This is a genomic window from Stenotrophomonas sp. 115C5, from assembly GCF_056861055.1.
In genome coordinates this window covers 1-25149 of record NZ_JBSPUQ010000009.1, presented here as the reverse complement: position 1 = coordinate 25149, position 25149 = coordinate 1, and the positions used below count along the sequence as shown (strand labels likewise).

Below are 25149 nucleotides of genomic sequence, written 5' to 3'. Positions count from 1 at the left end.
CCGCGCGGCAGGTGGACGATTGCTACACTTGCGCCACCTGCATACGCGTTCGATGGACATCATGAACAACGGGAACGGTCCGCAGACAGTTCGCTGAGCCGCAACAACGATGCAGACGTTGTTGCGGTGTTCATCCCTGCGATGCACGCGAAGTGGATGGATCACCGCCGGATTCACTCTGGGCGGAGACTCCCCATGTTCAATCGACAGGCCCCGCGTTGGGCCCACCCGCTGCCATCGGCCATTGTGCTGATGGCGCCGTTTGACCTCCTGGCCTCGCTGGCCATGGATATCTATCTTCCTGTGGTGCCGGTGATGCCGCGGGCACTGCAGACATCACCGACGCTGGTGCAGCTGACGTTGAGCATCTACCTGCTGGTGCTCGGCCTGGGCCAGTTGCTGTTCGGCCCGTTGTCCGACCGCATCGGGCGGCGGCCGGTCCTGTTACTGGGGGCGTTGCTGTTCGCGCTTTCGTCGTTTGCGCTGGCCATGTCCAGCAGCGGCGCAGCATTCCTGGCCTGGCGAACCGTACAGGCGGTGGGGGCGTCGGCGGCATTGGTGGCGACCTTTGCCACCGTCCGTGACGTGTATGCCGATACACCCGAAGGTGCGTCGCTGTATGGGCTGTTCGCCTCGATGCTGGCCTTCGTGCCGGCACTGGGACCGATCCTCGGCGCACTGCTGGCAGGCGCGGTTGGCTGGCGCGCGATCTTCGTTCTGCTCGGCGCACTGGGCATGATCGCCGGCATGCGCGCGGTACGGCATTGGCAGGAAACCCGCCCGCGGTGCCATGACGCGTCGCGACCGGCGGTACGACGCATCCTCGGCAGCGGCGCGTTCTGGGTCTACACGCTGGGCTTCAGTGCGGGCATGGGCACGTTCTTCGTGTTCTTCTCGGTCGCGCCCCGGCTGCTGGTCGGGCGCATGCAGTACTCGCCCCTGTCGTTCAGCCTTGCCTTCGCCACGGTGGCGCTGGTGATGATCGTCACGGCGCGGATGGCGCACGTGTGCATTGCCCGCTGGAACGTGCGCGGTACCTTCCTGCGCGGCCTGTGGGTGATGGTGGCCGGGGTGCTGCTGATGGCGTTGGCCGCAGCGTGGCCTCCCTCGTTCATCGCGGTGGTGCTGCCCATGTGGGGCATCGCGGTGGGGCTGGTGATGGTGGTTTCGGTGGCCGCAAGCGGCGCGCTGCGTGATTTCGCCGATGCGTCGGGTACGGCGGTGGCTCTGTACTACGCGGTGCAGAGCCTGATCGTGGCAGGCATCGGCACGCTGGTTACCCTGGTGCTGCCCGGCGATACCGTGTGGCCGCTGGTGGCCTACGGGTTGCTGCTGCCACTTGCCAGCCTGGCAGGTACCGCCGCGCTGCGGCACCGCACATAGCGCTGGATGGCGGGCAAAAAAGGGGCGGCCGCGAGGCCGCCCCAACCCGTCAAGAGAACACGTGTTTAGAAGCGGACGGACCAGCGTGCAGTGGCGCCATGGTCGCGGCTTTCACTGCCGAACTGACCGCTGTAGCCCAGCTCCAGCTGCTGCCGCGGGGTCAGCCACGCCGCCAGGCCCAGCTCGGCCACGACGGCGTTGTCGGCAATCGGAGCACCCTCGACCGCGAACGTGGTGCTGCTGTTGGCGAAGGCGAGGTTGGCCACCTGGCTGCGGTCGCCGGAGGCACGGCGGTAGCCGACACCGCCACGCAGGTGCAACCAGCTGTCCTGCTGGAACGATGCCTTCAGGCCCTTGTCGAAGCGCAGGCCAGCGGTGGCGATGGTGGTGCCGGTGTCGTCCACCTTGCCGTGCAGTGCGGCCGCGCCGCCGCGCTCGTTGATCTGCTTCAGGTCCACTTCCACGCGGGCGACCTGCAGGTACGGCTCCAGCCCACCTTCCGCATTGCCGAAACGGTAGCCCGCTTCGATGAAGGCCTGACGTGTATGTGCGTTGTAGCGCGCGCTCAGGCTGTCGCTGAAGCCGGCGAAGGCAACATCACGCGTACTCTTCACTTCATTGCGGCTCCATGCCACGCCACCGCGCAGGCCGAACCCGCCCCAGGTGTGGCTGGCGTAGGCGCCGAAGTGCGTGTTGTCGATCTTCGACTTGGCACGACGCTCCTGCTGCTTCACGTCGGTGCGGCCGGTGCCGGCCAGCACGCCGATCTGCCAGCCACCGAACTCGCGGTCGATGCCGACCAGCAGGCCATTGCTGTTGGCTTCCGTGCGGGCGGTGTTGGCGTTGCCATCCAGCTTGCTGTTTCCGCCCAGGGCCTGCACCCAGGCGCCGGTGGCATCACCCGTATCGGATCCCGGTGCGGCCGCACCGGCACGGCGTGACAGTGCGGCGTCGCGCACATGGCGGCTGCCCTCGACCAGGGCCAGCGACGTGGCCGCGTGCAGTTCACCGCTGAGGCCATCAAGCACGCCGCCGACCTGTTGCGGGAACAGTTGGGTCAGCGGCTTGGGCAGGCCCTGGTTGATTGCCAGTCCATCGGCCGCCGCCGCGGCCGCACGCTGGTTCGGCGTGGCGGCGGCACTGGCGAGCGACGCACCACGGGCCACGTCGATGCGGGTGCCATTGGCACCGTAAGCCAGGCTGAACTGCAGGAACGGCGAGAACGCGCTGAAGTCGGTTTTCGCGAACTGGCCGCTGACACCGCCGTCGGCGCGGATGAAATTGAACTGCTCGCCGAGGTAGTAGGTACCCGGCTCCGGCAGTGCGATCAGGGTGCCGCCGAGGGTGGCGGTGCCGGTCACGTGCAGCTGGTCACTGCGCCCGCCCGGAGCAAGTTCGGCAGCATAGACGCCGGTTGCACCCTGTACGTAGTTGCCGTTGATGGTCAGCGTGCCGATCGAATTGCCGGGCGCGATGATGCCGTCGACGTGGGTGCTGCCGAGCGTACCGACACCCTTCAGCAGGCCGTTGGCACCGACCGTGGTGGTGCCGCCGGTCTGCGTGCCGTTGAAGGACACCACGCCACCGTTGACGGTCAGGTTGCTGTCCTTCAGCAGGCCGCTGCTGCTGACCGTGCTCACGCCCCCGGTGGTGTTCAGCGCGGTGGAGACCAGGCTGCCATTGAGCAGGAACTGGCCACCCTGGACCTCGACCGCAGACGTGAGCGTGTTGGCGCCATTCAATTCCAGCGTACCGTCCTGCAGTACCGCGCCGTTGAAAGTGTTGTCACCGCTCAGGCGCAGCCAGCCGATGCCGGACTTGGTCAGCTTGCCGGGGCCACCGATGTCGTTGGTCCAGTCGTCCCAGGCATCGCCTTCCCAGACCTTCAGGCCACCGGCCTTCTGGTTCATCACCACGTTGGTATCCACGCGCAGCGAGCCGTAGCCTTCGATGGCTTTGCGCAGGTCCATCAGGCCCCAGCCATAGACATCATCGATGCCCGGTGCGCCAAGATCGCGCGCGGTGGTCAGCAGTACGTCGCGCACCTGGGCGCTGTCCAGATAAGGGAAGCGTTCGAACAACAGGCCCAGTGCACCGGTGACGTGCGGTGCGGCCATCGAGGTGCCGCTCAGGTTCCCGTAGGCATGCGTTGGGGCCTGGCCGGAGACCTCGAGGATCACATTGCCATTGTCCTCGCGGGGGCTGGCATCGATGACCGAATCTTCGCCGTAGACGGTCGAATTGATGTTCGAACCAGGCGCGGCCAGGCACCAGTTTGCGGCCAGGCCGCAGCGCATCGAGCGATTGCTCAGCTCCAGCGCCTGGTTGACGTTGACTACGGCCAACCAGTACGGCTCGACGTCAGTGAATGCGCGTGGCATCGATGCATACATGCCCGCGATCGGCGCCTGCTCTGGCGAGGGATTGACCGAGTCGGTGTTTCCCGCAGCCCATACCTGGATCAGGCCGCGGGTACGTGAGCCTTCTGCTATCGCGCCGAGGCTGTCCGCAAGATCCGGGTGCGACAGATAGAAGTCGAGCTTCTCGGCGGTGTCCGGTTCGTTGGTCAGGCCCCAACTGTGGTTGACTGCGCGGACGTGCTGTTCGTTGAGCTGTGTGTATAGCTGCGGGAAGATCGAGTCGGAGGCTCCCAGCCCGGCAACCGATTTACTGTCCAGATACAGTCCGCCATTGCGCTCGACGACGGTCAGGTAGTTCACGCTGTTGGCAAACAGGCGGGCCACGGTGAGGTCCGCCCCGAACGCGACGCCGTGCATTCCGTTGCCGTCGCGGTTGGCGGCGATGGTTCCGGATACGTGGGTACCGTGCACGTTGTAGCCCGGGCCCTCGAAGTAGCCGTTGCGATTGAGCAGGTCCCTGTAGGCCGGATCAATGAGGGTGTAATCGATGGCGACCTGATTGCCGTCACTGGTGAAGCAGGCATCCGGGCCGGCAAGTACCTCGCTTCCGCACAGGCTGCCATCGGCCAACACATCGGCCAGACGGAGGCTGCGATGGTTCTTCCCGGCGAACTCCGGATGGTCCAGGCCGGTGCCGCTGTCGAACACACCCAGGCGGATGCCGGTACCGGTCAGGCCCCGCGCATAGGCGTGGTCCGCGTTGGTCGCGGCCAGGCCCCAGTCGGCATTGAATTCGTTCGTACGCCAGCTGGCTGGATCGCCCGGATTGCCGAGGGTCGTCGTGCTGCTGGCCGCCGCTGCCGGGGCTGCAATCGGCAACGGGGTGGTTGCGGACGGGATCGCCGCAGTGGCCGGTTGTGCCCACGCCACCTGCAGTTGGCGCTGTTGTTGCCAGACCTCGAATGAGTCGTTGGCCATGGCGGGCAACGTGCTGGCAAGCAGCAATGTGCTGGTGACCGCCAGTGCGAGGCGGCTGTGCATCGGAGAACGGGAGCGGGACGAACGGCCGTGCAGCGGGTGATTCATCGGACAACTTCCTTGATTGACGGACAACAAGGCCGTTAACCCCGCAGCGCGCCGATCACCCCCAGTGGCGTGAAGGAAATTTAATGAACAGGTTAATGTTCCGTGACGCGCGTGTTCACTCCATCTCCCGGAGACCCCGCTACCGTGGCCCGGCCTGGGGTCACCAGGCTTATCAAGGAGTGATGTCCATGCGTACTTTCAGGAAAATGATCGTGGGTGCCGTGTTCGCCTTGGCCTGCAGCGGTTCGGTTGCTGTGGCCGGGCCGATTCCGCCATGCGATCTTCCCTGTTGGAAGGCTTACCAGGCCTGCTTGTCCGGTGGCGGTGATGCGATGGAATGCCAGTACGAATACGATCGTTGCGTCATGGATCGCTGCGGCGCTGTGTAAGCAGTGGCAATGCAGGACTGATGACGAGCCCCGTCACCGACGGGGCTCTTCTGTTTCAGCGCAGCCCGATTGCAGGCCATGCACGCAGCGGCGAGGATGGGGAATCGCATCGGAGCCGCTGCACATGGCCGTCAAACGTGTCGTCGCCAACATCGCCACGCCTGATCCTGCGCGTGCCGCAGTGTTCTATGGCGAGCTGCTGGGCATGCCGGTGGTGATGGACCACGGCTGGATCGTCACCCACGGCGGCGAGGGCAGCGCGCTGGCGCAGGTCAGCTTTGCCAGTGAAGGGGGTTCCGGCACCGCAGTGCCGGATCTGTCGATCGAAGTGGACAATCTGCAGCAGGTACTGGAGCGCATGCGCGCGGCCGGCATCCCGCTGGAATATGGCCCGGCCGATGAGCCCTGGGGAGTGCGTCGCTTCTTCGTCCGTGACCCGTTCGGGCGGTTGTTGAACATCCTCGCCCATACCTGAGCGACAGACGGTTCGTCAGCGCCGCTTTGCACCGGCCGGTGGCACGCCGAGCATGCGCAGGCAATCGGCCTGCACGGCTTCGATGAACGCATCGGCATCCTGTGCCGGTGTGGCGATCAGGTCGTCGGTAGCGCCGTGCACACCGGCGTAGATCAACGAGGCGGTAACCTGCGGCGCCGGAAGCTGCCACAGACCGGCGGCGTTGCCCGCTTCGAGGATGCCCAGCAGCTGCTGCTGGATTGCATTGCGTTCGGCGTTGCCGCGCTGGTGGTGATGATGGTTGGCGTACACCACGTCGTGCAGTGCATGGGTGCGCACGTAAAGTTCGATGTTGGCGCGGATCCAGGCGCGCAGGCGTGCTACGCCATCGCCGTCGGGGTGCTGCTGCACGGCCTGGTCGACCGCTTCCATGAACTGCCGCGTGTAGCGCTGCGCCAGCGCCTGCAGGATCTCGGTGCGCGAGGCGAAGTAGGTATAGAAGGTGCCCTTGGCCACATCAGCCGCGGCGACGATGTCGCTGATGGTGGTGGCGTCCACTCCCTTTGACAGGAACAGTGCCTGCGCGGCGTCCATCAGTTCTTCCTGGCGGGTTTCCGCAGGCTTGGTGCGAGGCCTGGCGACAGCTGGGGTCTGCATGGTGGGCAAGGTCCGGGTGCGACGGTGGCCATTCTAGCTGTCCTTTGGCATTGACTGACCGTCGGTCATTGACCGACGGTCAGTCAGTGGCTACGATGCGCGCACGTCCTCCCCCGGGATCCACCCATGCAGCGTTTCCAACGTCCGGCCCTGGTGTTGGCCGCCTACCTCGGCACATTCCTCGCCTCGCTGGACATCAGCATCGTCAACGTCGCCCTGCCGACCCTGCAGCAGGCGTTGCACACCGACATGGCCGGCCTGCAATGGGTGATCAATGCCTACGCGATCGCGTTGTCGGCGCTGATGCTGTCGGCGGGGCCGCTTGGGGATCGTTACGGTCATCGGCGGATGTGGCTGCTCAGCGTCGCCACCTTCACGCTGGGGTCCCTGCTGTGCGCTTGTGCCGGCAATCTTGGAACCCTGGTGGCCGGGCGCGCAGTGCAGGGCATCGCGGGCGCATTGTTGATTCCCGCCGCAATGCCGATCCTCAGCCACGCGTTTCCCGACCCGCGCCAGCGTGCACGTGCGATCGGCGGCTGGTCGGCGTTCAGTGCGCTGGCCCTGGTGCTTGGCCCGCTGCTGGGCGGCGTGCTGGTGCAGCGCGCCGGATGGCCCAGCATCTTCCTGATCAACCTGCCGATGGGCCTGCTCGCGCTGGCGCTGGGCGCATGGGGAATTCCCGAGCGGCGGCATCCGCAGCACGCCGCACTGGACCCCGCCGGGCAGCTGCTCAGCATCGTCGCGCTGGGTGCGCTGAGTTATGGCCTGATCGCGATCGGCGAGCATGGCCTGCTGTCCCCGGTGACCCTGCTGGCGCTGGGCGTCGCAGCCGCCGGACTGATCCTGTTCGGCATCGTTGAACGCCGGGTGGTACGCCCATTGCTGCCGCTGGACCTGTTTGCCGACCGCCGCTTCGGCATGTTCAACCTGGCATCGTTCGTGCTGGGCTTCACTGCCTATGCCAGCCTGTTCTTCCTGTCGCTGTTCTTCCAGCAGGCGCAGGGCCACAGCGCTGCGCAGGCCGGCTCCCAGCTGGCTCCGCAGTTCCTGTTGATGGGTGTCATCTCGCTGTTGTTCGGTCGTCTGGTCGCCCACCTCGGGCTGCACGCTGCGCTGGTGCTGGGCTACGCCCTGGCCGGGATAGCGCTGTGCTCGATGGCCACGTTCGAACCGGCTACGTCGCGCGCTTTTGCCAGCGCTGTGCTGGTGCTGCTTGGCATTGGCATGGGGCTGGCAGTGCCGGCGACCGGCATGGCGGTCATGGCCAGCGCGCCGGTCGAGCGCGCGGGTATCGCCTCAGCCACGATGAACGCATTACGCCAGGCAGGCATGAGCCTGGGCATCGCGCTGCTGGGCAGCTTGATGGGCCAGCGCGCCGTGCAGCACTTCGCCGTTTCCGCGCAGGCGGCCGGGCAGCGGGGGCTGGTGGCACAGGCGCGCGAACTGATCCTGCAACCGAGCTCGATGCACGCCACGCCGCAGATGCTTGCGTGGTATCGCAGTGCGATGGCCAGTGGTTTCGGCTGGGCGATGGCTGTGGCCGGTGCGCTGGCCCTGCTTGCTGCGCTGGGTCTGTATCGCCAGCGCGCACCGGCCTGACGCGCAGCCTTCAGCCCTGCTGGCGTTGCGGGCCCTCTGCCGTGCGTTCGATCTCCTGTGGCTGCTGTTGCTGCTGGCGCGCATTGGCGTGGCGAGCGTGCCCACCCTCACGACCGATCGCGGCCATGTGCTGGCGGTTGCGGCTGATCGCCTCGCCGCCCTTGCGGCCTGCGACACGTGCTTCGGCCGGACTGAATTCATGCGCGTTGCCGGAGGCATGTGCGGCACGCCCGCCCTTGGCAGCGATCGCGCGCTGCTTGTCCTGGTCCATTGATGCAAAGCCCCGGTTGGAGCTGCGGGGGTTCTGGTCGGCCATGTGACGTCTCCTGCTGGGTGGGTGCCGCCGTCGTCGACGACAGTGGCCATCCTTGGCCATCGCGCGCTAAGTCCAGGTCGCCATCTTCGCCACGATTTTCACGCGCCCTGCGCACAGGGCTGATCATGCAGCCATTCAGGCGGGTGCTGCCTTCGCTGCAGCCAGTGCCATGCCACTGACCACCGCCGCGATCGTCTCCACGTCTGCCAAGGGTGCTCCCTGGTTCAATCGCGCCTGCAGCGCCCCGTGGGAGACGGCGAAGACGATCGCCTGCCCGAGCAGGGCGTGGGTACGCAGCAGCGTCTCGACGCTGGTTGGTTCGCTGCCGCGCAGGCACGCCACGCACGCGGCCAGCGTGGTGTGCAGGGGTTCGAACAGCGTACGGTGTGCACTGGCGAACGCGGCCGTCGGCTGGATCTGTTCGCGTGCCAGCAGCAGCGTGCGCGTGCCGGCATCCGGTGCCGACAGCAACGCGTGGACGAAGGCCCGCATCAACTGCTGCAGCTGCTGCGCCGCCTGGCGCGTGCCGGTGGGTGGCGTGGCTGGCAGTGGCAGGTGTTCGACGATGGTCTGCGCGCAGCGCGCCAGTACGGCGGCATACAGTTCCTGCTTGCCGCCGAAGTGATACGGAATGGCTGACTGGCTGCAGCCGGCCATGTCCACCAACTGGCGGGTGCGCACACCGTCCACGCCGAGTGTGCTGAACAGCTGCAGCCCGGCCTGCAACAGGCGGGCCCGGGTCTGTCCGCTGCGCGTCTCGGCCGCGCGCCGCCGTGCCGGCGTCTGCAGGTGGGCGGTGAACTCAGGCATCGGCCCGCATCAGCCAGGTCGAGTTTTCGTTGAGCGCCGCACCTGCATGCTCGCCGACGATGACCGTCCCGCCGATGTTGGCCATGTGCCGGCCGAACGCACAGTTCGGCTCGAAGGCAAAACACATGCCGGCCTGCAGGGGCAGCTCGCGCCCGACCGTCGGCAGTGGCGTGATGCGTGCATAGCGTGCCGCCTCGGGCAGCACTTCGATGCCCGGTGCGCGACCGAAGCCGACCGGCCCGTAGGGGTTGAGGCTGTGGACCAGCGGGTGCACGTGCCAGCCGCCTGCCTCGAGCAGGGGCGCCTCCATTGCGTCGACGACATCGCCGAAGGTATTGCCCACGCGCAGTGCGGATAGGCCCGCCTCGTAGCTGGCCCGGGCCACGACGGCGGCACGGTGGATGTCCTCGTGCACCTCGCCGATGGCAACGGCGGCCTGGTGCTGGGTTTCCATCAGCCCATACAGCGCGAAGATCTCGGACAGCACCAGGTCGCCGTCGCGCAGGATGCGCGGCGGCTGCGCACGGTACTGCCATGCGGGTGGTCCCCAGCCGACGTACTCGGGGCCCGAGCCGAGCAGTACCTCGGCGGTATAGCCTCCCAGCGAGAAACAGGTAGCGGTCACCGCGGCCACCAGCTCGGCTTCGGAAACGCCCGGGCGGGCCGTGGCGCGCAGTGCCTCGCTCATCGATTCACCGATCCAGGCGGCATGCGCGATCAGTGCCAGTTCCTCCTGGCTCTTCACCGAGGCGCGCTGGAAGAAGGCGCGGTAGACCGGTACGAATTCCGCGGCGGGCACCGCGGCCTGCATGCCCTGCAGAGTGCGTGCGGGCATCGCGCCGTCGAAGTAGAACGGCGGGTACGGTTCCAGGCCCAGCACGCCGATACGTGCCGAATGCAGGCCACACTGCTGCAGCCAGCGGCCAACCTCCTGGCCGGATTTGCCCACCCACAGCTGCTCGGGTGCGATCCACTGCAGGTCGCCTCGCAGGCCGGCCTGCAGGTGGTCGGCGATCATCAGCGAGGCGAAGGTGAACACACGCGGGACCGCGTCACCCAGGAACACCACGATCGAGCCAGGCCGGTCATTGGTGAAGTAGCAATCGGGTGAGAAGCCGGCGGGTGCTGCGGCTTCCCGATCGCCATGCACGACCAGTGCATCCAGCCGTTCGCTGGCCATGATGTCACGGGCAAGGGCCCAGCGGCGGTCACGTTCCGCCAGGGTGAGCGGTGCGGGCGGTGTACGCATGAGGGGTGCTCCAGGGGGAAGGAGCGCGCAGGCTCGATCACGCAGATGAATGAATCAACCGCTTGAATCGACTTTGCATGGGCATTGCTGCGGGAGCAGTGGAAGTCGGCGCCTGCGCAGCGCTGCAGGTGATCGTGGCGTGCTGGCCGCTGTTGATAGGATGAGTGACAACGCCACTCGCCTGGCCACGACAGGGACGTAGAAGATGAACAGGATTGGATTGATCGCCTTGCTGGCGTGTGCCGGCTCCGTCCATGCAGCCAGCCCCCTGTTGTCCGGCAGCTTCGTCCACGTCGGCTATTCGGCCAGCGATGAACAACTGCCGGCCGCGCAGCTGCCGCTGTTCCTGGATGAGCTGCAGGACCTGGGCAACGACACGATCATCCTCGGCCAGACCCGTGCCACCCGGGCCGGCGTGGGTTGTGCCAGCGGCGAGCAGGATTTCGAATGGATTGCCGGCTTCCCCGGCAAGCTTGGCACGGTGCTCGATGCAGCGGCGGCGCGCGGCATGAAGGTCGTGGTCGGCACCACCTACAGCTCGGGGCAGTGCGCCACCTTCTGGCAGGGCCGCAACGCAACGGCAGTCGCGCAGGATGCCGCGCAGTCGCTGGCCCAGCTGGGCCAGCAGTACGGATCGCATCCGGCGTTCGCAGGCTGGTACATCACCGACGAGCCGGCCCAGGTGCCGGCTGAGCGCGCGTCCTTCTACCGCGCGGTCGTGGCTGCGCTCAAGAGCAGCACGCCTTCCCGGCCGGTGATGGTGGCACCCTACCTGGCGTCATCCAGCGTGGATCCGGCCAGCGTGGGCCGGGCTGCTGCACAGTTCCGTACGGCCACCGGCGTGGACGTGCAGATCTGGCAGGACGGTATCGGTGCGGCCTCGCATGCTCGATTGTTCCAGTGGGATCGCGCGGGTCATTCCACCGAGGCGTACTACGAGGCGCTGTCGGCGGCGCTGGGTGCCAGCGGCCTGTGGGCCGACATAGAACTGTTCAACCATGGCAGCCCCTTGTTCCTGGACACCGGCAACGGGCTGTCCGGTGCCTATCGCCCGGCCTCGGTACAGCGCATCAACCAGCAGTTGTGGAGTGCGCGCTCGGCCGGCAAGCGCGTTGCCTGGCTCAACCAGTACCACATGTCCGAGGTCGTCGGTCCCGGCCAGGGCTATGGCGAATCGCCGCGGCTGATGAACACCTATCGCGGGTTGTATGGCCTCGGTGCGTCCTACAGTGTCGATCCGGTGCAGACCACCTACAGCTACAGCGTGGCGCCGGATGCGAACTATCCGGACAGCAGCGGTCACGAGCTGTTCGATCGCCGCGTGGGAGATCCGCGCAATCCGATGGATGCCGGCTGGGTGGGCGTGCACGGCAACGTCAGCATCACCATCGACCTGGGCCAGCGCCGGCGGGTGGACTGGATCGGCCTGCATACGATGACCCGCCCGGCGTGGGGCATCGTCACGCCGACGTCGGTGGAGGTGATGTGCGCTGAGCCGGGAACTGCCGCAACCAGCATCGGCGTGCTGTCGGCACCATTCACCCAGGCCGGGCTGAGCGGTTCGACCGAAGAGGAGTACGTGGTGGGCAATGGAGCGCCGCTGGCCGCGCAGTGCCGCACGCTGGAGCTGCGGTTGGCCAATGGCAGCTGGACCTTCCTCAGCGAGATCGAGATCGCGGCCGAGCAGTAACGACCTCAGTGTTGACGTGCGTCGTGCAGTCGCTGTGCGAACGGCCGCTGCTCAAGCGCCTGCAGTGCGTCGCGCAGCACCTGCTCCAACGGTTGTCCAAGATCGGCATCGAGGCTGCGCGCCGCGCGTGCCGTGGCCTGCCACTGCGCCTGCAGCGCCGGCAGCGCCTGCAGTGCGCGCGGGCTCAATTGCAGGATGCGCTCACGGCTGTCTTCACCGACCGCAGCGTGCAGCCAGCCGTCGCGCACCATTGCTGAAACCGTCTGGCTGAGTGCCGAATGGCTGAGCCCGCAGGCCAGTGCGAGGTCCTTGATGCGGCAGGGGCCTTGCGCCATCAGCGTGCGCAGCACCGGGGTGTAGCGCGGGCGGTAGTCCAGTTTCAGGTCGCGGTAGGCCTGTTCGACCGCCGGGTCGAGCTGGTCGAGCAGGGCCCGCAGCAGCGTTCCCAGGGTGGCGTGTTGGAGATCCATGCTGGCGATGATATATAAGCACTTACATATCATCAACATGGGGTGCGGTCATGGCGGTTTCGTGGATGCTGGGCGCGCTGCTGGCGGCGTCCTGCCCGGTCCAGGACGCGGTGCTGCAGGCGGCGGCCACGGCGATACAGGCGCAGTACCTGGACGTGGCCGAAGGCGCGCGCATTGCCGAGGCAGTGCGCGGCTGGTCCGCCCAGCAGCGCTATGCGGACAGCTGCGCGGACCCGAAGGCGTTCAGCGCACGCCTGAACCAGGATCTGGACGTGTTCGATGGTCACTTCCATGTCGAGCGCGTGGATGCCAGCGCCGGCCAGGACGACTGGCTGATGGCCTGGCGCGCGGATGCACGCAGCAATGGCGCGGGCGTGCGCGAGGTGCGGGTGCTGGAAGGCAACATCGGCTACCTGCGCCTGAGCACCTTCTATCCGCTCGATCTGGCCCGGCCGAAGCTGGCCGCGGCCTTCACCCTGCTGGCCGACACCGATGGGCTGGTGCTCGATCTGCGCCAGAACGGTGGTGGTGATGACGGCAGTGCGGACCTGCTGGTGCGGACCCTGCTGGCGGCGGAGATCACCCAGGTGCAGTCACTGCAACAACGTGGCCAACGCAGTCCGGTACCGTTGCCACCGGCGAGCCTGGGGCTGTACCTGAAGCCGCTGGTGGTGCTGATCGACCGCCGCACCGGCTCGGCCGCCGAATTCGTCGCGTACTCGCTGCAGGCGCAGGGGCGGGCACGTGTCGTTGGGAGTCGAAGTGGCGGCGCGGCACATATGTTCGATGATCCTGTGCTGCTGCCGGAGGGCTATCAGATCAGCATTCCCGACCGGCAGCCGATCAACCTTCGTACCGGAACCAACTGGGAACGTACCGGGGTCACGCCTGATGCGGCAGGCGGTGACGATCCGCTGTTCGTCGCCCGGAAGCTGCTGGCCCGATCGGCATCGCCAAAATGAACGCACAATTGCAACCGCACCCTATCGCAGACGACATGCAGCGTGCCTAGAATCGAAGCATCCCGGTAGTTCCCGGGCGCTTCGAGTGAATGGACTCAATGAAGATTCTGTTGACCGGCAGTTCCGGGCGGATCGGGCGTGCGATCTTCGGCGCGCTGGCGGCGGCCCACGAAGTGGTGGGGCTGGATCGCAGCCCATTTGCCACCACCCGCATCATTGCCGATGTCACCGATCGTCAGGCCGTGACGCGGGCGGTGCAGGGCGTCGATGCGGTGATCCATACCGCCGCCCTGCACGCACCCCATGTCGGCCTGGTGCCGGATGCGGTATTCCAGCAGATCAATGTGGAGGCGACCGCACACCTGTTGCAGGCTGCCCGCGAGGCCGGTGCACGCCGCTTCGTGCTGACCAGCACCACGGCCCTGTATGGCCATGCGGTGGTGGCGGGCGGATGCCGCTGGATCGATGAAGATACCGAGCCGTTGCCGCGCACGATCTACCATCGCAGCAAGCTGCAGGCAGAGGCGTTGGCCGAAGCCGCCGTGGCACCGGGCTTCAGCGTGCGCGTGCTGCGCATGGCCCGCTGCTTCCCCGAGCCACCGGAGCGGATGGCGATGTTCCGCCTGCACCGCGGCATCGACGCGCGCGACGTGGCCAGTGCACATGCCGCGCTGCTGCACGATGAGGGCGCCGCCTTCGCACGCTACATTGCCTGCGCACCGACACCGTTCCTGCGCGAGGATTGCCTGGAACTGGCGACCCAGCCCCGTCGGGTGCTGGCCCGCCGCGCCCCGCAGCTGCTGGCCGAGTTCGAGCGCCGTGGCTGGCCGCTGCCGTTGAGCATCGACCGCGTCTACGACAGTGCACTGATGCGCAGCACACTGGGCTGGCAGCCGCGCTTCGGCCCGGACGACGTGCTGCAGCAGTACGCGGCTGGCAGCATCGAAGTGCTGCCTCGGGCGCAGTGGATCAAGGATCGGGTTGCCGAGTAGGACGGAACGGGGCGGGTTCCTGACCCGACCCTGAGCAGGTTCAGGAATGTGCAGGCGGAGCGCCTCAACCTCGTTCGCAGGCGGCCGCTAACCCGGTGCGCTTCCTGCGCCGGGCGGGTCCCGGCGGCCGGTGGCCTGCGCGACGGATCGCGCACCTGCGCGGTGCCCTCGCGGTGCCGGTCGTTCTGAACTGCCTTGCGGACCCTTCCATGCCTTCTCCCCGTTCCGCCGCTGCCCGCCGCCCGGGCAGCATTGCCCACAAGCTGATGCTGGGCACCGCTGCGATCGCGCTGCTGTGCTTCGGCCTGACCGCGTTCCTGATCTACCGCCAGGCCAGCGCCAGCCTGATCGATGCCTCGCGCCAGACCATGGCCAGCGAAGCCACCGCCGAAGCCCGCCAGGTCGCCGCCGACCTGGGCACGGCGTTCGCCAGCAACGATGCCATGGTCGAAGCCGTGCTCGCCCAGCGTGCGCGGGGTGACGCGCCTGATCGCGCCAGCCTGGCGGCCGTGCTCGGTGAGCAGCTGCGTACCCACCCGGAATGGCTGGGCAAGAGCACCATGTGGGAGGCCGACGCCTTCGATGGCAAGGATGCCGAGTTCGCCAATACCGAGATGCACGATGCCAGCGGCCGCTACATGAGCTACTGGGCCTGGCATGACGGCAAGCCGCAGCAGTCGACCATGACCGACTACACCGAAGCCGCTGACGGCTCGGCCGACTGGTACGTGGTGCCCAGCCGCGACAAGCTGCCCAAGGTCAGTGAACCTTATGCCTACGACATCGCCGGCCAGCAGGTGCTGATGAGTACGCTGAGCACTCCGATCATCGAGAACGGCACGTTCCTCGGTGTATTCACCGTCGATTTCTCGCTGGCGGCGCTGCAGAAGCACCTGGCCACGCTGAAGCCGATGGGCGCCGGGCGCGTCGAACTGCTCTCGCCGAACGGCGTGGTGCTGGCCTCGGCGAACGCCGCCGAGATCGGCAAGCCGCGCAACGACGCATTGACCCGCAGCATGCTGGCCGACATCGCCGCCGACCGCCGGTTCGAAGCCTTCACTCCGGATGCGGCAGGCAACGTGCGCGTGTACGTGCCGCTGCGCGTGGGCGATGCGCCGCAGCGCTTCGCGCTGGGCGTGGTGATGCCACACGCGGTGATCGTGGCCGAGGCGCGCCAGCTGCTGTGGTTGACCCTGCTGGTTGGCGTGGTGGCCGCGCTGACACTGAGTGCCGGTGTCTATGTGCTGCTGCGCCGGTTGGCGATCCGCCCACTGGCCGAAGCCGTGCGCGTGGCCGGCGACGTCGCCGCAGGCAAGCTGGACAGCACCCTGCCGGCACGCAGCAACGACGAAGTGGGCCGCCTGCTGGATGCGATGCAGGGCATGCGGGGTCAGCTGCAGTCGGTGATGGCGGCGCAGGCGGAGATGGCGCGTCGCCATGACGCCGGCGAAATCAGCTACCGCATGGACGCCGCGGCGTTCCCGGGCGAGTACGGCCGGATGGTGGCCGACAGCAACCAGCTGGTGGCCTCCAGCAACGCCGTCACCCAGCGCCTGGTCGACGTGATGCAGCGTTATGCGGTGGGTGACCTGAGCGTGGACATGGAAGCGCTGCCGGGCGAGAAGGCGGTGTTCACCGCTGCGATGGCCACCACCAAGAGCAACCTGGCGGCGATCAACGATCAGATCCAGCAGCTGGCCGCCGCCGCCGCCGCCGGCGATTTCGCGGTACGCGGCGACACGCTGCGTTTCGACCACGACTTCCGCCGCATGGTGGAAACCCTCAATACCATGATGCAGGTCAGCGACCACAACCTGGCCGAGCTGTCGACGCTGCTGCGCGCGATCGCCGCAGGCGATCTCAGCGCGCGCATGCAGGGCGACTTCCACGGTGTGTTCGCGGTGATGCGCGACGATGCCAACAGCACCGTGCAGCAGCTGACCCAGATCGTCGGCCAGATCCAGCAGTCGGCGGCCAGCATCCGCCTGGCGGCGGGTGAGATTGCCGCGGGCAACAGTGACCTGTCGCGCCGTACCGAGCAGCAGGCAGCGAACCTGGAAGAGACCGCGGCCTCGATGGAGGAGCTGACCTCCACGGTGCGCCAGAATGCCGATCACGCGCTGCAGGCCAACACCCTGGCCGGCTCCGCAGCGGGTGTGGCCAGCGAAGGCGGGCAGGTGGTCAGCCAGGTGGTGCAGACCATGGAGCAGATCGAGGCCTCGTCGCAGCGCATTGCGGAGATCATTTCGGTGATCGACGGCATCGCGTTCCAGACCAACATCCTGGCGTTGAACGCGGCGGTGGAAGCGGCGCGTGCCGGCGAACAGGGCCGTGGATTCGCCGTGGTCGCCAGCGAAGTACGCGCGCTGGCGCAGCGCTCGGCGGGCGCGGCCAAGGAGATCAAGGAACTGATCGACGCCTCGGTGGCGCAGGTCGGTGCCGGTGCGCAGCTGGTGCACGGCGCGGGCCGCACCATGCAGGAGATCGTGGGTCAGGTCGGTCGGGTCAACGAGATCATGGCCGAGATCTCGGCGGCCTCCCGCGAGCAGTCGGCGGGTATCGAGCAGGTCAACCAGGCCGTGGTGCAGATGGACGAAACCACCCAGCAGAACGCCGCGCTGGTGGAGGAAGCCAGTGCCGCCGCGCGTGCGATGGAAGAACAGGCCGAGCAGCTGGCGGTGGCGGTCTCGCGCTTCCGTCTGCACGCCGAACCGGCAGCCGTGGCACGCCGCGCGGCCTGACCCCGCAAACGAAGACGCCCGGCGGGGGCCGGGCGTCGATTGCATCCTTGCCGCGCATCCGTGCGCAGTTCTGAGGGCTCAGAACATGCCTTCAAACGGGTTCCAGCTGGCGCGTCCTTCCACCTTCTCCAGGTAATAGCTGTAGTTGGTGCTGGAGGCGACCAGCAGGTTCATGGCGATGAACAGCATCCGCCCCACGACGTCCGGAAGGAACATGGAGACGATGGCCAGCACGATGTTGATGCCGATCAGCACCAGTGCCTTGCGCCACATGCCCAGGATCAACAGGTAGATGGCGCCGAAGAACAGCGCAAAGAAGTTCAGGTTGATCTTCAGGCGGTCACCGAAGGACAGCGCCTTCCAGGCCTGCTTGAAGCCGGGATTCTTGGGGGCGCCGTGCTGGCGGAAGAAGTTGAAGCGGAACTGCCACTTCGGGCTGAACTGGGACAGGTCAGTGGTATTCATGGGAAACATCCCTGTTGGAAAACGTTTTCATGATAGGACAAGTCCTATTCAGGATCCAAGCTCCGGCGTCAAAAATGTGACGCCTGCCGTGTTCCACGTGGTGTGGCGGGGCGCCGCTCCGTCACCCATCCGCCTTGTTTTTAGGATAGGGTGCGCAGTTCCGCTGCCGCCCCTGCTGGATCTGGGTGGCAGCGGGATGTCCATGGAGGTTGCATGACCACACCTGCTACACCGGAAAACGCACCGGGACCGGTGCTCCTGCCGACACCTGAAGTGGTGCAGGCACAACAACTGCTCGCACGCCAGCAACTGGCGGTAGCGATGGACCGTGCACGCACGGCCGCTACGCAGAACGCGGCCGCGCTGGAAAGCGAGTAATCCGCAACACCGCCGATCGCGCTGGCGTGCTGCCAGCGCGATCGCGGCGCGCGCCGCCGGTCAGAACCGCGCGGTCATGCTCATGAAGTAGCTGCGCCCGGCCACGAAGTAGTCGGTGGAGCCTTCGGCATACAGCTTCTTGTCGGCGAGGTTGCTGACGCCGCCACGCAGGGTCAGTACCTCGTTGACGTTCCAGGCCGCAGTCAGGTCGTACAACGTGTAGGCCTTGAGGAAGGTCGTCGCCGTGCCGGTCTGCTTGCCGGTGTACTGCGCCGACAGACTGCTGGAAAACACCGTACTGGGCGTCCAGTCCAGCGACGAATAGCCAGAGAATTCCGGGGTATCGATCAGGTTGCGGCCGGTGGTCAGGTTCTTGGCTTCCTTCATCCAGGTCGCCGAGGTGCGCCAGCGCCAGTGCTCGCCGAAGCGGAAATTGAGGTTGCCTTCCATGCCGCTGGTGCGTGCGCGCTGCACGTTGCTCATGCGCGTCCACCAGATGCCGTTGAACTTGCCCAGGGGCGCGTACTCGATCTTGTTCCTGAAGTCGGTATGGAAGTAGGTCAGGCCCGCATCGACCAGGTCGTTGTCGAAGCTGATGCCGATCTCGCGGTTGGTGCTGGTTTCCGGATCCAGGTCCGGGTTGCCGGCCATGTAGCAGCCACCGCGGGTATAACCCAACGGGATCAGCGAGGTGCAGCCTCGGCCGCCGGACTGGGTGGCGGCGGTCGCCGAATTCTCGGTCAGGCTGGGTGCGCGGAAGCCTTTGGAAACGCCACCGCGGATGGTCCATTGCTCGGCCGGGTGCCAGACCAGGTAGGCACGCGGGCTGACGTGGCCGCCGAACTTCTCATGGTGGTCCAGGCGTGCGCCCAGAGTCAGCGCCAGGGTGCGGTGCAGCTTCAGCTCGTCTTCGACGAACAGGGCCCAGGTATCCACTTCCAGATCGGAGCCGCTGACGGCATTGCCGGCATAGTCGATCGGCGCGCGGCCGATGGTGTCGGTGTTGGTCAGCTCCTGACGCTTCCATTGGCCGCCCACGGCGAACTGGTGTTCAACCCCCAGGGTGAAGGGCGTGGTCAGGCTGCCCTCGATGATCGTATCGGTGGCTTCGGAGCGGCCTGTGGCACCGATGTCGTTCTTGTACTCGGTCCAGTACGCACTGATCTTCGAGTTGCCGAAGCTCCACTTGCCGTCGTGGTTGAGCGCCAGCGAACTGCGCTTGAGTTCGCTGGCACCCCAGGCGCCTTCGTCCTGCTTCTCCAGAGAGGCATCGATGAAGGCCTGCTGCACGCCATGGCCGGCTTCCAGCGACAGTTCCTGCGCATCGCTGAGCTTCCACTGCAGCAGCGCGTCGACGTTGCGGTCCTTCTCGCCGGCGTAGGCGTTGCCGTAGACACCGCCGTTGGAGCGGTCCGAGTCGCGGCGCATGCTGTTGGCACCGATGCGCAGGCCGAAGCGCTCGCCGAGCGGGCCGGAGAAGGTCGCACCGATCTGCTGGGTATCACCGCGCTTGCCATCGCCCGGGCGGGTATAGCTGTGCGTGGCGCTGCCGTTCCAGTCATCACCGATGCGCTTGGTGATGATGTTGATCACGCCGCCCATGGCATCGGAGCCGTAAAGCGATGACATCGGTCCGCGCACCACCTCGATGCGTTCGATCTGGTCGGGCGAGATCCAGTTCAGATCCTGGCGGCCGAGGTCGGGGCGGTAGTTGGTCGAGGCCGAGCTGCCCATGCGCTTGCCGTCCACCAGCACCAGCGTGTAATTGGACGGCATGCCGCGCAGCTTGATCTTGGACTGCTCGCCGACCGCACTGAGGCCACCGGTCACGCCCGGCACGCGGCTGAGCAGGGTGGCCAGGTCGTGCACCGGCTGGCGCTCGATGTCCTCGCGGCTGATCACGCTGATACTGGCCGGCGCGTCCTTGATCCATTGCTGGTTGCCCGAGGCGGTGACCACCACGGTATCCAGATCCTTGGTGGAGGCATCGGCGCTGGCCTCTGCAGCGGCCAGGCCGGGCAGGGCAAGCAGGCAGGCGGTGGCCAGAGCGCGGGACAGGCGGGTGCGCGGCAGGCGCGCGGAACGGGTACGGAACGGCAGGGACATGACGGCTTCCATCGGAGGAGGGGGACCCGGTGGAAGCAGCAGGCGCACGCAGACAGCAGGCAGCCCCCTTCCATGGGTCGTTGGGCGCTGGGTTGGAACCGGCGCAGCTGGGTGGGTCTCGGCCGTGCGGAAGACGGTGACCTGCCTGGTTAATGAAATGATAACCGTTCGCGTTTGTTACGATCCAGTACCTGGGGCGACCAAGTGACATACGTACCCATGCCCCGGCACTCGCCTGCTGTTTGCTGAATGGGGATAAATCCCGGCGTAGACCTTCGCACTCGGCTTACATCCGGCGCCCTAGACTGAGCCGCATTTTCGATTCCGCCCCGTTGGAGATCGTGTGGGTTCCGGTAGTGACAGACAGCGACTGCGTGGCGTGAGGCCGACGCAGCCAGGACAAGTGCGGGCGCCGGGAAAGCGCGCCGGGAACCTTGGTGCATGCAGCCCGGCCGGGATGGCCGGCCGTGCCGACTGCGCGGAGTAGGCGGCAATGGGGGTGCAGACCATCCATGCGGAAGCAGATACGTCCCGGCGTGATGCCGGCTGGACGCTGCTGCCGGCCGAATCGCCGTTGCAGATGCCCGAGCAGACCCTGCGCGAAGGCCAACTGAAGGTTCGCCGCCACCGCACCTCGCCGCGACTGATCGGCCTGCGCCGGTTCTACATCTTCGGCGGCACGCTGGCGATGACCGCCATCGCCACCCGGATGATGTGGCGGGTGCTGTCGGCCAATGGCATCAGCGTGCTCGAAGCCTGCCTGCTGGTCCTGTTTGTCGGCCTGTTCGCCTGGATCGCGCTGTCTTTCGCCAGTGCAGTGGCCGGCTTCCTGACTGCCGTGTTCGACCGGGGTTACCGCCTCGGCATCGACCCGGACAAGCCGCTGCCGGCGGTGCACAGCCGCACCGCGCTGCTGATGCCGACCTACAACGAAGACCCGCGCCGGCTGCTGGCCGGCCTGCAGGCGATCTACGAGTCGGTGGCCGCCACCGGCCAGCTCGACCGGTTCGACTTCTTTGTGCTCAGTGATACCCGCCGCGAAGACATCGCACGGGCCGAGGAGCAGGTGTTCGCCGAACTGCGCGAGCGCGTGCCCGATGGCCAGGCGCGGCTGTTCTACCGCCGCCGTGGCGACAACAGCGGGCGCAAGGCCGGCAACATCGCCGACTGGGTCCGTCGCTTCGGCGGCGCCTACCCGCAGATGCTGATCCTCGACGCCGACAGCCTGATGACCGGCGACAGCATCGTGCGCCTGGTCGCGGGCATGGAACACAACGCCGATGTCGGCCTGATCCAGACCCTGCCGTCGGTGATCGGTGGGCGCACCCTGTTCGCGCGCATGCAGCAGTTCGGCGGCCGCGTGTACGGTCCGGTGATCGCCCGCGGCGTGGCCTGGTGGCACGGTGCCGAGAGCAATTACTGGGGCCACAACGCCATCATCCGCACCCGCGCCTTTGCCGATCAGGCCGGGCTGCCGGCGCTGCCGGGGCGCAAGCCGTTCGGTGGCCACGTCCTCAGCCATGACTTCGTCGAAGCGGCGTTGATGCGTCGGGGCGGCTGGGCCGCGCACATGGTGCCGTACCTGGGGGGCAGCTATGAAGAAGGTCCGCCGACGCTGACCGATCTGCTGGTGCGCGACCGCCGCTGGTGCCAGGGCAACCTGCAGCACGGCAAGGTGGTCGGCAGCCGCGGCCTGCACTGGATCAGCCGCATGCACATGCTGATCGGCATCGGTCATTACTTCACCGCGCCGATGTGGGCGATGCTGATGCTGATCGGCATCGCCATCCCGCTGTTCCAGGAAGGCATCGATTTCAACGCCCTGCTGCACCTGTCGCCGAGCGTGTACTGGCGGGCCCAGGACGAGCAGCAGGTGGTGCGCCTGTTCGCGGCGACCATGGCGGTGCTGCTGCTGCCCAAGGTGCTGGGTTACCTGGCGATGCTGCTGGACCCGGTTGACCGCCGCGGGTGCGGTGGCGCCGTGCGCGCGTTCGTCTCGATGCTGGTGGAAACCGTACTGGCGGCGCTGATGGCACCGGTGGTGATGTACGTGCAGTCGCGCGGCGTGGCCGAAGTGCTGTCCGGTCGCGATTCCGGCTGGGATGCACAGCAGCGCGACGATGGCGGCATCTCGTGGTTGGCGCTGATCCGTGGCTACGGTGGCCTGGGGGTGTTCGGTGCCTTCATGGGCTTGCTGGCCTGGGCGGTATCGCCCTCGCTGGCGGCGTGGATGGCGCCGGTGGTGATCGGCATGGTGCTGGCGGTGCCGGTAGTCGCCCTGACGTCTTCGCGCGGCCCGGGCGCCTTCCTGCATCGTCTCGGCCTGCTCGACATTCCCGAGGAGAACATCCCGCCGCCGGTGCTGGTACGCGCCGCGCAGCTGCGACGGGAAGCCGCCGAACAACCGCCGCTGTACTGATCGTCCCGCGGCAGCGGCATAATGCGGCTCGAACTTGAAGGAGCCGCATCATGCTGCAAACGGTGGAACAGGAAACCGGCGTCTCGCCGCAGTGGTCGGTGATCTGGCTGCACGGCCTCGGCGCCGACGGCCATGACTTCGCGCCGATCGTGCCGGAGCTGGTGCGCCCGCATTGGCCGGCGCTGCGCTTCGTGTTCCCGCATGCGCCGGTGCGGCCGATCACGATCAACAACGGCGTACCAATGCGTGGCTGGTACGACATCGTCGGCATGGACTTCCGTTCGCGCGCCGACATGGCTGGCGTGCAGGAATCGGTGGTGCAGCTGGATGCGCTGATCGCGCGCGAGATCGAGCGCGGCATCGCACCGGAGAAGATCTTCCTGGCCGGCTTCTCGCAGGGGGGCGCGATCATCCTGACCGCCGCGCTGTCGCGCACCGCGCCACTGGCTGGCCTGATCGCACTGTCCACCTACCTGCCGGAAGCCGAGAGCGCCAAGCGCGTTGACGGAGCGGTGCAGGTGCCGGTGTTCATGGCCCATGGCAGCAGCGACCCGGTGATTCCGCAGGCGGTGGCCGTACACAGCGCGCAGGCCCTGCAGGCGATGGGCCTGGAGGTGGAATGGCACAGCTACCCGATGGCCCACCAGGTCTGCGCCGAAGAGATCCAGGCGCTGGGTGACTGGTTGCAGGAACGCCTGGGCGCCGCCTGAGCCATGTCAGCGGCCAGCGCCCCGCCCTGGATGCCGGAACTGTGCCGCCTGCCGCGGCTGGCGGCGATGCTCGGCCTGGCCGAACTGGTGGTGGTGGTGCTGGCCCTGGCCCCGGATGGCAGCCGCCACTGGACCGTGGGCGAACTGCTGTCGGCCAGTGGTTTCGCGCTGTGGCTGGCGCTGGCCGTGACGGCCAGCCTGTGCCTGCTGCGGAACGCGTTGTCGCGGTTGCCACAGGTCCTGGGGGCGGTCTCGGCCATCGCACTGGCGACGCTGATCGCGGTGGTCTGCGCGGGCATCGTGCATGCCCTGTACGCGGTGCTTGGCGACAACTTCGCCCGCGGCATCAGCTTCTGGCGCTTCACGCTGGGCAGCGCCGCGACGACGGCGCTGATCACGGCGTTGGCACTGCGCTACTTCTATGTGAGTGATCGCTGGGCCGCGCAGGTACAGGCCAACGCACGCGCACAGGCCGACGCGCTGCAGGCGCGGATCCGCCCGCATTTCCTGTTCAACAGCATGAACCTGATCGCCAGCCTGCTGCATCGCGACCCGGTGGTGGCCGAGCGGGCGGTGCTGGACCTGTCCGATCTGTTCCGTGCCGCGCTGGGGGCGGGCGAGGGCGATTCCACCCTGCGTGACGAATGCGAGCTGGCCGAGCGCTATCTGTCGATCGAATCACTTCGACTGGGTGAGCGCCTGCAGGTGCGCTGGCAGCGCGACGAGCCACTGCCCTGGGATCTTCCCCTGCCTCGCCTGGTACTGCAGCCGCTGGTGGAGAACGCCGTGCTGCATGGCATCTCGCGGCTGCCCGAGGGTGGCACCATCGAGCTGCAGCTGGCGCGCGAGGGCAATGAGCTGCAGATCCGCGTGCGTAATCCGGCGCCCGATCCGCAGGCCCCCGGGCTGGCCCTGGCGCGCGGTGCCGGCCATGCCCAGCACAGCATCGGCCATCGGCTGGCCTGGCGCTTCGGCAGCGCCGCGCGGATGACGGCTGGCTGGAGCGAGGGCTACTATGCCTGCCAGGTGACAGTGCCGATCCAGTGAGGGAGCGATCGTGAGGGTAGTCATCGCCGATGACGAACCGCTGGCGCGCGAGCGCCTGCGCAGCCTGTTGGCCGCGCAGGACGGCGTGGATGTGGTGGCCGAGGCCGGCAACGGCGAGCAGGCCCTGCACGCGTGCGCGGAGCTGCAGCCGGACCTGGTCCTGCTGGATATCGCCATGCCCGGGCTGGATGGCCTGGAAGCGGCCCGCCACCTTGCCAGCTTCGAGCCACGCCCGGCGGTGGTGTTCTGCACTGCCTACGACGCGCATGCACTGTCGGCCTTCGAAGCGGCAGCGATCGATTACCTGATGAAGCCGGTGCGTGCCGAGCGCCTGGCTGCAGCGATCGCACGCGCACGCACGTTCCTGGCCGGCCGCGACGGCCAGCCGCAGGACCACCGCGGGCAGCAGGCCCGCAGCATGCTGTGCGCGCGCCTGCGCGGCAGCCTGCGCCTGATTCCGCTGGACGACATCCACTACCTGCAGGCCGAAGAGAAGTACGTGGTGGTGCACCACGCACGCGGCGAAGACCTGATCGAGGAGTCGCTGAAGTCGCTGGAAGAAGAGTTCGCCAGTCGCTTCATCCGCATCCATCGCAATTGCCTGGTGGCACGCCACGAACTGGTGGAGCTGCGTCGTGGCACGGGCGGCCAGGTGCAGGCGATGCTGCGGCATGGCAAGCAGCCGCTGGAAGTGAGCCGCCGCTGCGTGGCGACGCTGAAGCAGGAACTGCGGCATCTGTGAGGGTTCCGCGCGGCCTGCGGCCGCGACTGCTTCGAGATCAACAGCAACAGCAACAGCAGGCTGGTCGGCTCTGTGTTGTTGCGTGCTGGGGGAGGCGGGCTGGGGGGGCGGGGCACCCCGGAAA

General features: G+C 67.2%; 21 protein-coding genes. 13 read left to right on the top strand and 8 right to left on the bottom strand.

Annotated features, from left to right (window positions below):
- The first annotated feature begins 195 nt into the window (after nt 1–195).
- Entirely contained in the window at nt 196–1383 is a 1188-nt protein-coding gene (gene cml, locus AC13FN_RS12290) for a CmlA/FloR family chloramphenicol efflux MFS transporter (protein WP_227199700.1), read from the top strand.
- A gap of 65 nt (nt 1384–1448) precedes the next feature.
- Here the strand turns inward: cml and AC13FN_RS12285 are convergent, their stop codons facing one another.
- Nucleotides 1449–4829: an autotransporter domain-containing protein gene (locus tag AC13FN_RS12285; RefSeq protein WP_482984926.1), complete on the bottom strand. Its 3381-nt coding sequence runs from the start codon at nt 4827–4829 to the stop codon at nt 1449–1451.
- Between the two features lie 188 nt (nt 4830–5017).
- On the opposite strand from AC13FN_RS12285, the gene AC13FN_RS12280 reads away from it, so the two are divergent.
- Together AC13FN_RS12280 and AC13FN_RS12275 are read left to right on the top strand one after the other, a co-directional pair.
- The gene (locus AC13FN_RS12280) at nt 5018–5218 is read left to right on the top strand and encodes a hypothetical protein (RefSeq protein WP_029550896.1); all 201 of its coding nucleotides are present in this window, start codon (nt 5018–5020) and stop codon (nt 5216–5218) included.
- 124 nt (nt 5219–5342) lie between these two features.
- The gene (locus AC13FN_RS12275; protein WP_010481265.1) at nt 5343–5693 is read left to right on the top strand and encodes a VOC family protein; all 351 of its coding nucleotides are present in this window, start codon (nt 5343–5345) and stop codon (nt 5691–5693) included.
- Between the two features lie 15 nt (nt 5694–5708).
- On the opposite strand, the gene AC13FN_RS12270 is transcribed toward AC13FN_RS12275, so the two are convergent.
- Complete coding sequence (locus tag AC13FN_RS12270; RefSeq protein ID WP_049436930.1) at nt 5709–6329, bottom strand: TetR/AcrR family transcriptional regulator; 621 nt, start codon at nt 6327–6329, stop codon at nt 5709–5711.
- A 126-nt stretch (nt 6330–6455) separates the two neighbouring features.
- On the opposite strand from AC13FN_RS12270, the gene AC13FN_RS12265 reads away from it, so the two are divergent.
- Nucleotides 6456–7928, top strand: a complete 1473-nt coding sequence (locus tag AC13FN_RS12265; RefSeq protein ID WP_049436931.1) for an MFS transporter — start codon at nt 6456–6458, stop codon at nt 7926–7928.
- A 10-nt stretch (nt 7929–7938) separates the two neighbouring features.
- Here the strand turns inward: AC13FN_RS12265 and AC13FN_RS12260 are convergent, their stop codons facing one another.
- The 3 genes from AC13FN_RS12260 to AC13FN_RS12250 form a co-directional block, all read right to left on the bottom strand.
- Nucleotides 7939–8244, bottom strand: a complete 306-nt coding sequence (locus AC13FN_RS12260) for a KGG domain-containing protein (RefSeq protein WP_482984927.1) — start codon at nt 8242–8244, stop codon at nt 7939–7941.
- 135 nt (nt 8245–8379) lie between these two features.
- On the bottom strand, nt 8380–9054 hold the full coding sequence (locus AC13FN_RS12255) for a CerR family C-terminal domain-containing protein (RefSeq protein WP_482984928.1): 675 nt from the start codon (nt 9052–9054) through the stop codon (nt 8380–8382).
- Nucleotides 9047–10303, bottom strand: a complete 1257-nt coding sequence (locus AC13FN_RS12250; RefSeq protein WP_049436934.1) for a M24 family metallopeptidase — start codon at nt 10301–10303, stop codon at nt 9047–9049. The genes AC13FN_RS12255 and AC13FN_RS12250 overlap by 8 nt, the downstream gene beginning before the upstream one ends.
- 205 nt (nt 10304–10508) lie before the next feature.
- Here AC13FN_RS12250 and AC13FN_RS12245 point away from each other — a divergent pair, with 205 nt between their 5' ends.
- The gene (locus AC13FN_RS12245; protein ID WP_049436935.1) at nt 10509–11993 is read left to right on the top strand and encodes a DUF4434 domain-containing protein; all 1485 of its coding nucleotides are present in this window, start codon (nt 10509–10511) and stop codon (nt 11991–11993) included.
- Between the two features lie 5 nt (nt 11994–11998).
- On the opposite strand, the gene AC13FN_RS12240 is transcribed toward AC13FN_RS12245, so the two are convergent.
- The gene (locus AC13FN_RS12240) at nt 11999–12463 is read right to left on the bottom strand and encodes a MarR family winged helix-turn-helix transcriptional regulator (protein ID WP_049436936.1); all 465 of its coding nucleotides are present in this window, start codon (nt 12461–12463) and stop codon (nt 11999–12001) included.
- Nucleotides 12464–12513: 50 nt separating this feature from the next.
- On the opposite strand from AC13FN_RS12240, the gene AC13FN_RS12235 reads away from it, so the two are divergent.
- The 3 genes from AC13FN_RS12235 to AC13FN_RS12225 all read left to right on the top strand — a co-directional run bounded on the left by AC13FN_RS12235 (nt 12514) and on the right by AC13FN_RS12225 (nt 17158).
- A complete protein-coding gene (locus tag AC13FN_RS12235) occupies nt 12514–13425 on the top strand; it encodes a S41 family peptidase (RefSeq protein WP_049436937.1) in 912 nt (303 codons plus the stop codon).
- A 98-nt stretch (nt 13426–13523) separates the two neighbouring features.
- Nucleotides 13524–14417, top strand: coding sequence for an NAD-dependent epimerase/dehydratase family protein (locus AC13FN_RS12230; protein WP_049436938.1), 894 nt, complete (start codon nt 13524–13526; stop codon nt 14415–14417).
- A gap of 209 nt (nt 14418–14626) precedes the next feature.
- Nucleotides 14627–17158, top strand: a complete 2532-nt coding sequence (locus AC13FN_RS12225) for a methyl-accepting chemotaxis protein (RefSeq protein ID WP_482984929.1) — start codon at nt 14627–14629, stop codon at nt 17156–17158.
- A gap of 78 nt (nt 17159–17236) precedes the next feature.
- Here the strand turns inward: AC13FN_RS12225 and AC13FN_RS12220 are convergent, their stop codons facing one another.
- Complete coding sequence (locus AC13FN_RS12220) at nt 17237–17623, bottom strand: DUF2628 domain-containing protein (protein WP_049436940.1); 387 nt, start codon at nt 17621–17623, stop codon at nt 17237–17239.
- A 213-nt stretch (nt 17624–17836) separates the two neighbouring features.
- Between AC13FN_RS12220 and AC13FN_RS12215 the strand changes: the two genes are divergently transcribed.
- Nucleotides 17837–18001, top strand: coding sequence for a hypothetical protein (locus AC13FN_RS12215; RefSeq protein ID WP_162838412.1), 165 nt, complete (start codon nt 17837–17839; stop codon nt 17999–18001).
- Between the two features lie 60 nt (nt 18002–18061).
- On the opposite strand, the gene AC13FN_RS12210 is transcribed toward AC13FN_RS12215, so the two are convergent.
- A complete protein-coding gene (locus AC13FN_RS12210) occupies nt 18062–20107 on the bottom strand; it encodes a TonB-dependent receptor domain-containing protein (RefSeq protein ID WP_049436941.1) in 2046 nt (681 codons plus the stop codon).
- Nucleotides 20108–20600: 493 nt separating this feature from the next.
- Between AC13FN_RS12210 and mdoH the strand changes: the two genes are divergently transcribed.
- From mdoH to AC13FN_RS12190, 4 genes are read left to right on the top strand one after another with little or no spacing between them, the layout of a single operon-like run.
- Entirely contained in the window at nt 20601–22526 is a 1926-nt protein-coding gene (gene mdoH, locus AC13FN_RS12205; RefSeq protein WP_482984930.1) for a glucans biosynthesis glucosyltransferase MdoH, read from the top strand.
- A gap of 50 nt (nt 22527–22576) precedes the next feature.
- Nucleotides 22577–23236, top strand: a complete 660-nt coding sequence (locus AC13FN_RS12200) for an alpha/beta hydrolase (RefSeq protein WP_099527326.1) — start codon at nt 22577–22579, stop codon at nt 23234–23236.
- 3 nt (nt 23237–23239) lie between these two features.
- Nucleotides 23240–24283: a sensor histidine kinase gene (locus AC13FN_RS12195; protein ID WP_049436946.1), complete on the top strand. Its 1044-nt coding sequence runs from the start codon at nt 23240–23242 to the stop codon at nt 24281–24283.
- Nucleotides 24284–24293: 10 nt separating this feature from the next.
- A complete protein-coding gene (locus AC13FN_RS12190) occupies nt 24294–25025 on the top strand; it encodes a LytR/AlgR family response regulator transcription factor (RefSeq protein WP_010481294.1) in 732 nt (243 codons plus the stop codon).
- Nucleotides 25026–25149 lie beyond the last annotated feature (124 nt).

Bases quoted from the DNA above. Each gene is read 5' to 3' on its own strand.
- AC13FN_RS12270 (WP_049436930.1), bottom strand. From the start codon at position 6,329: ATGCAGACCCCAGCTGTCGCCAGGCCTCGCACCAAGCCTGCGGAAACC.
- AC13FN_RS12235 (WP_049436937.1), top strand. From the start codon at position 12,514: ATGGCGGTTTCGTGGATGCTGGGCGCGCTGCTGGCGGCGTCCTGCCCG.
- AC13FN_RS12250 (WP_049436934.1), bottom strand. From the start codon at position 10,303: ATGCGTACACCGCCCGCACCGCTCACCCTGGCGGAACGTGACCGCCGC.
- AC13FN_RS12210 (WP_049436941.1), bottom strand. From the start codon at position 20,107: ATGTCCCTGCCGTTCCGTACCCGTTCCGCGCGCCTGCCGCGCACCCGC.
- AC13FN_RS12220 (WP_049436940.1), bottom strand. From the start codon at position 17,623: ATGAATACCACTGACCTGTCCCAGTTCAGCCCGAAGTGGCAGTTCCGC.
- AC13FN_RS12240 (WP_049436936.1), bottom strand. From the start codon at position 12,463: ATGGATCTCCAACACGCCACCCTGGGAACGCTGCTGCGGGCCCTGCTC.
- AC13FN_RS12195 (WP_049436946.1), top strand. From the start codon at position 23,240: ATGTCAGCGGCCAGCGCCCCGCCCTGGATGCCGGAACTGTGCCGCCTG.
- AC13FN_RS12245 (WP_049436935.1), top strand. From the start codon at position 10,509: ATGAACAGGATTGGATTGATCGCCTTGCTGGCGTGTGCCGGCTCCGTC.
- AC13FN_RS12225 (WP_482984929.1), top strand. From the start codon at position 14,627: ATGCCTTCTCCCCGTTCCGCCGCTGCCCGCCGCCCGGGCAGCATTGCC.
- AC13FN_RS12255 (WP_482984928.1), bottom strand. From the start codon at position 9,054: ATGCCTGAGTTCACCGCCCACCTGCAGACGCCGGCACGGCGGCGCGCG.
- AC13FN_RS12260 (WP_482984927.1), bottom strand. From the start codon at position 8,244: ATGGCCGACCAGAACCCCCGCAGCTCCAACCGGGGCTTTGCATCAATG.
- AC13FN_RS12275 (WP_010481265.1), top strand. From the start codon at position 5,343: ATGGCCGTCAAACGTGTCGTCGCCAACATCGCCACGCCTGATCCTGCG.
- AC13FN_RS12215 (WP_162838412.1), top strand. From the start codon at position 17,837: ATGACCACACCTGCTACACCGGAAAACGCACCGGGACCGGTGCTCCTG.
- cml (WP_227199700.1), top strand. From the start codon at position 196: ATGTTCAATCGACAGGCCCCGCGTTGGGCCCACCCGCTGCCATCGGCC.
- AC13FN_RS12265 (WP_049436931.1), top strand. From the start codon at position 6,456: ATGCAGCGTTTCCAACGTCCGGCCCTGGTGTTGGCCGCCTACCTCGGC.
- AC13FN_RS12200 (WP_099527326.1), top strand. From the start codon at position 22,577: ATGCTGCAAACGGTGGAACAGGAAACCGGCGTCTCGCCGCAGTGGTCG.
- mdoH (WP_482984930.1), top strand. From the start codon at position 20,601: ATGGGGGTGCAGACCATCCATGCGGAAGCAGATACGTCCCGGCGTGAT.
- AC13FN_RS12280 (WP_029550896.1), top strand. From the start codon at position 5,018: ATGCGTACTTTCAGGAAAATGATCGTGGGTGCCGTGTTCGCCTTGGCC.
- AC13FN_RS12285 (WP_482984926.1), bottom strand. From the start codon at position 4,829: ATGAATCACCCGCTGCACGGCCGTTCGTCCCGCTCCCGTTCTCCGATG.
- AC13FN_RS12230 (WP_049436938.1), top strand. From the start codon at position 13,524: ATGAAGATTCTGTTGACCGGCAGTTCCGGGCGGATCGGGCGTGCGATC.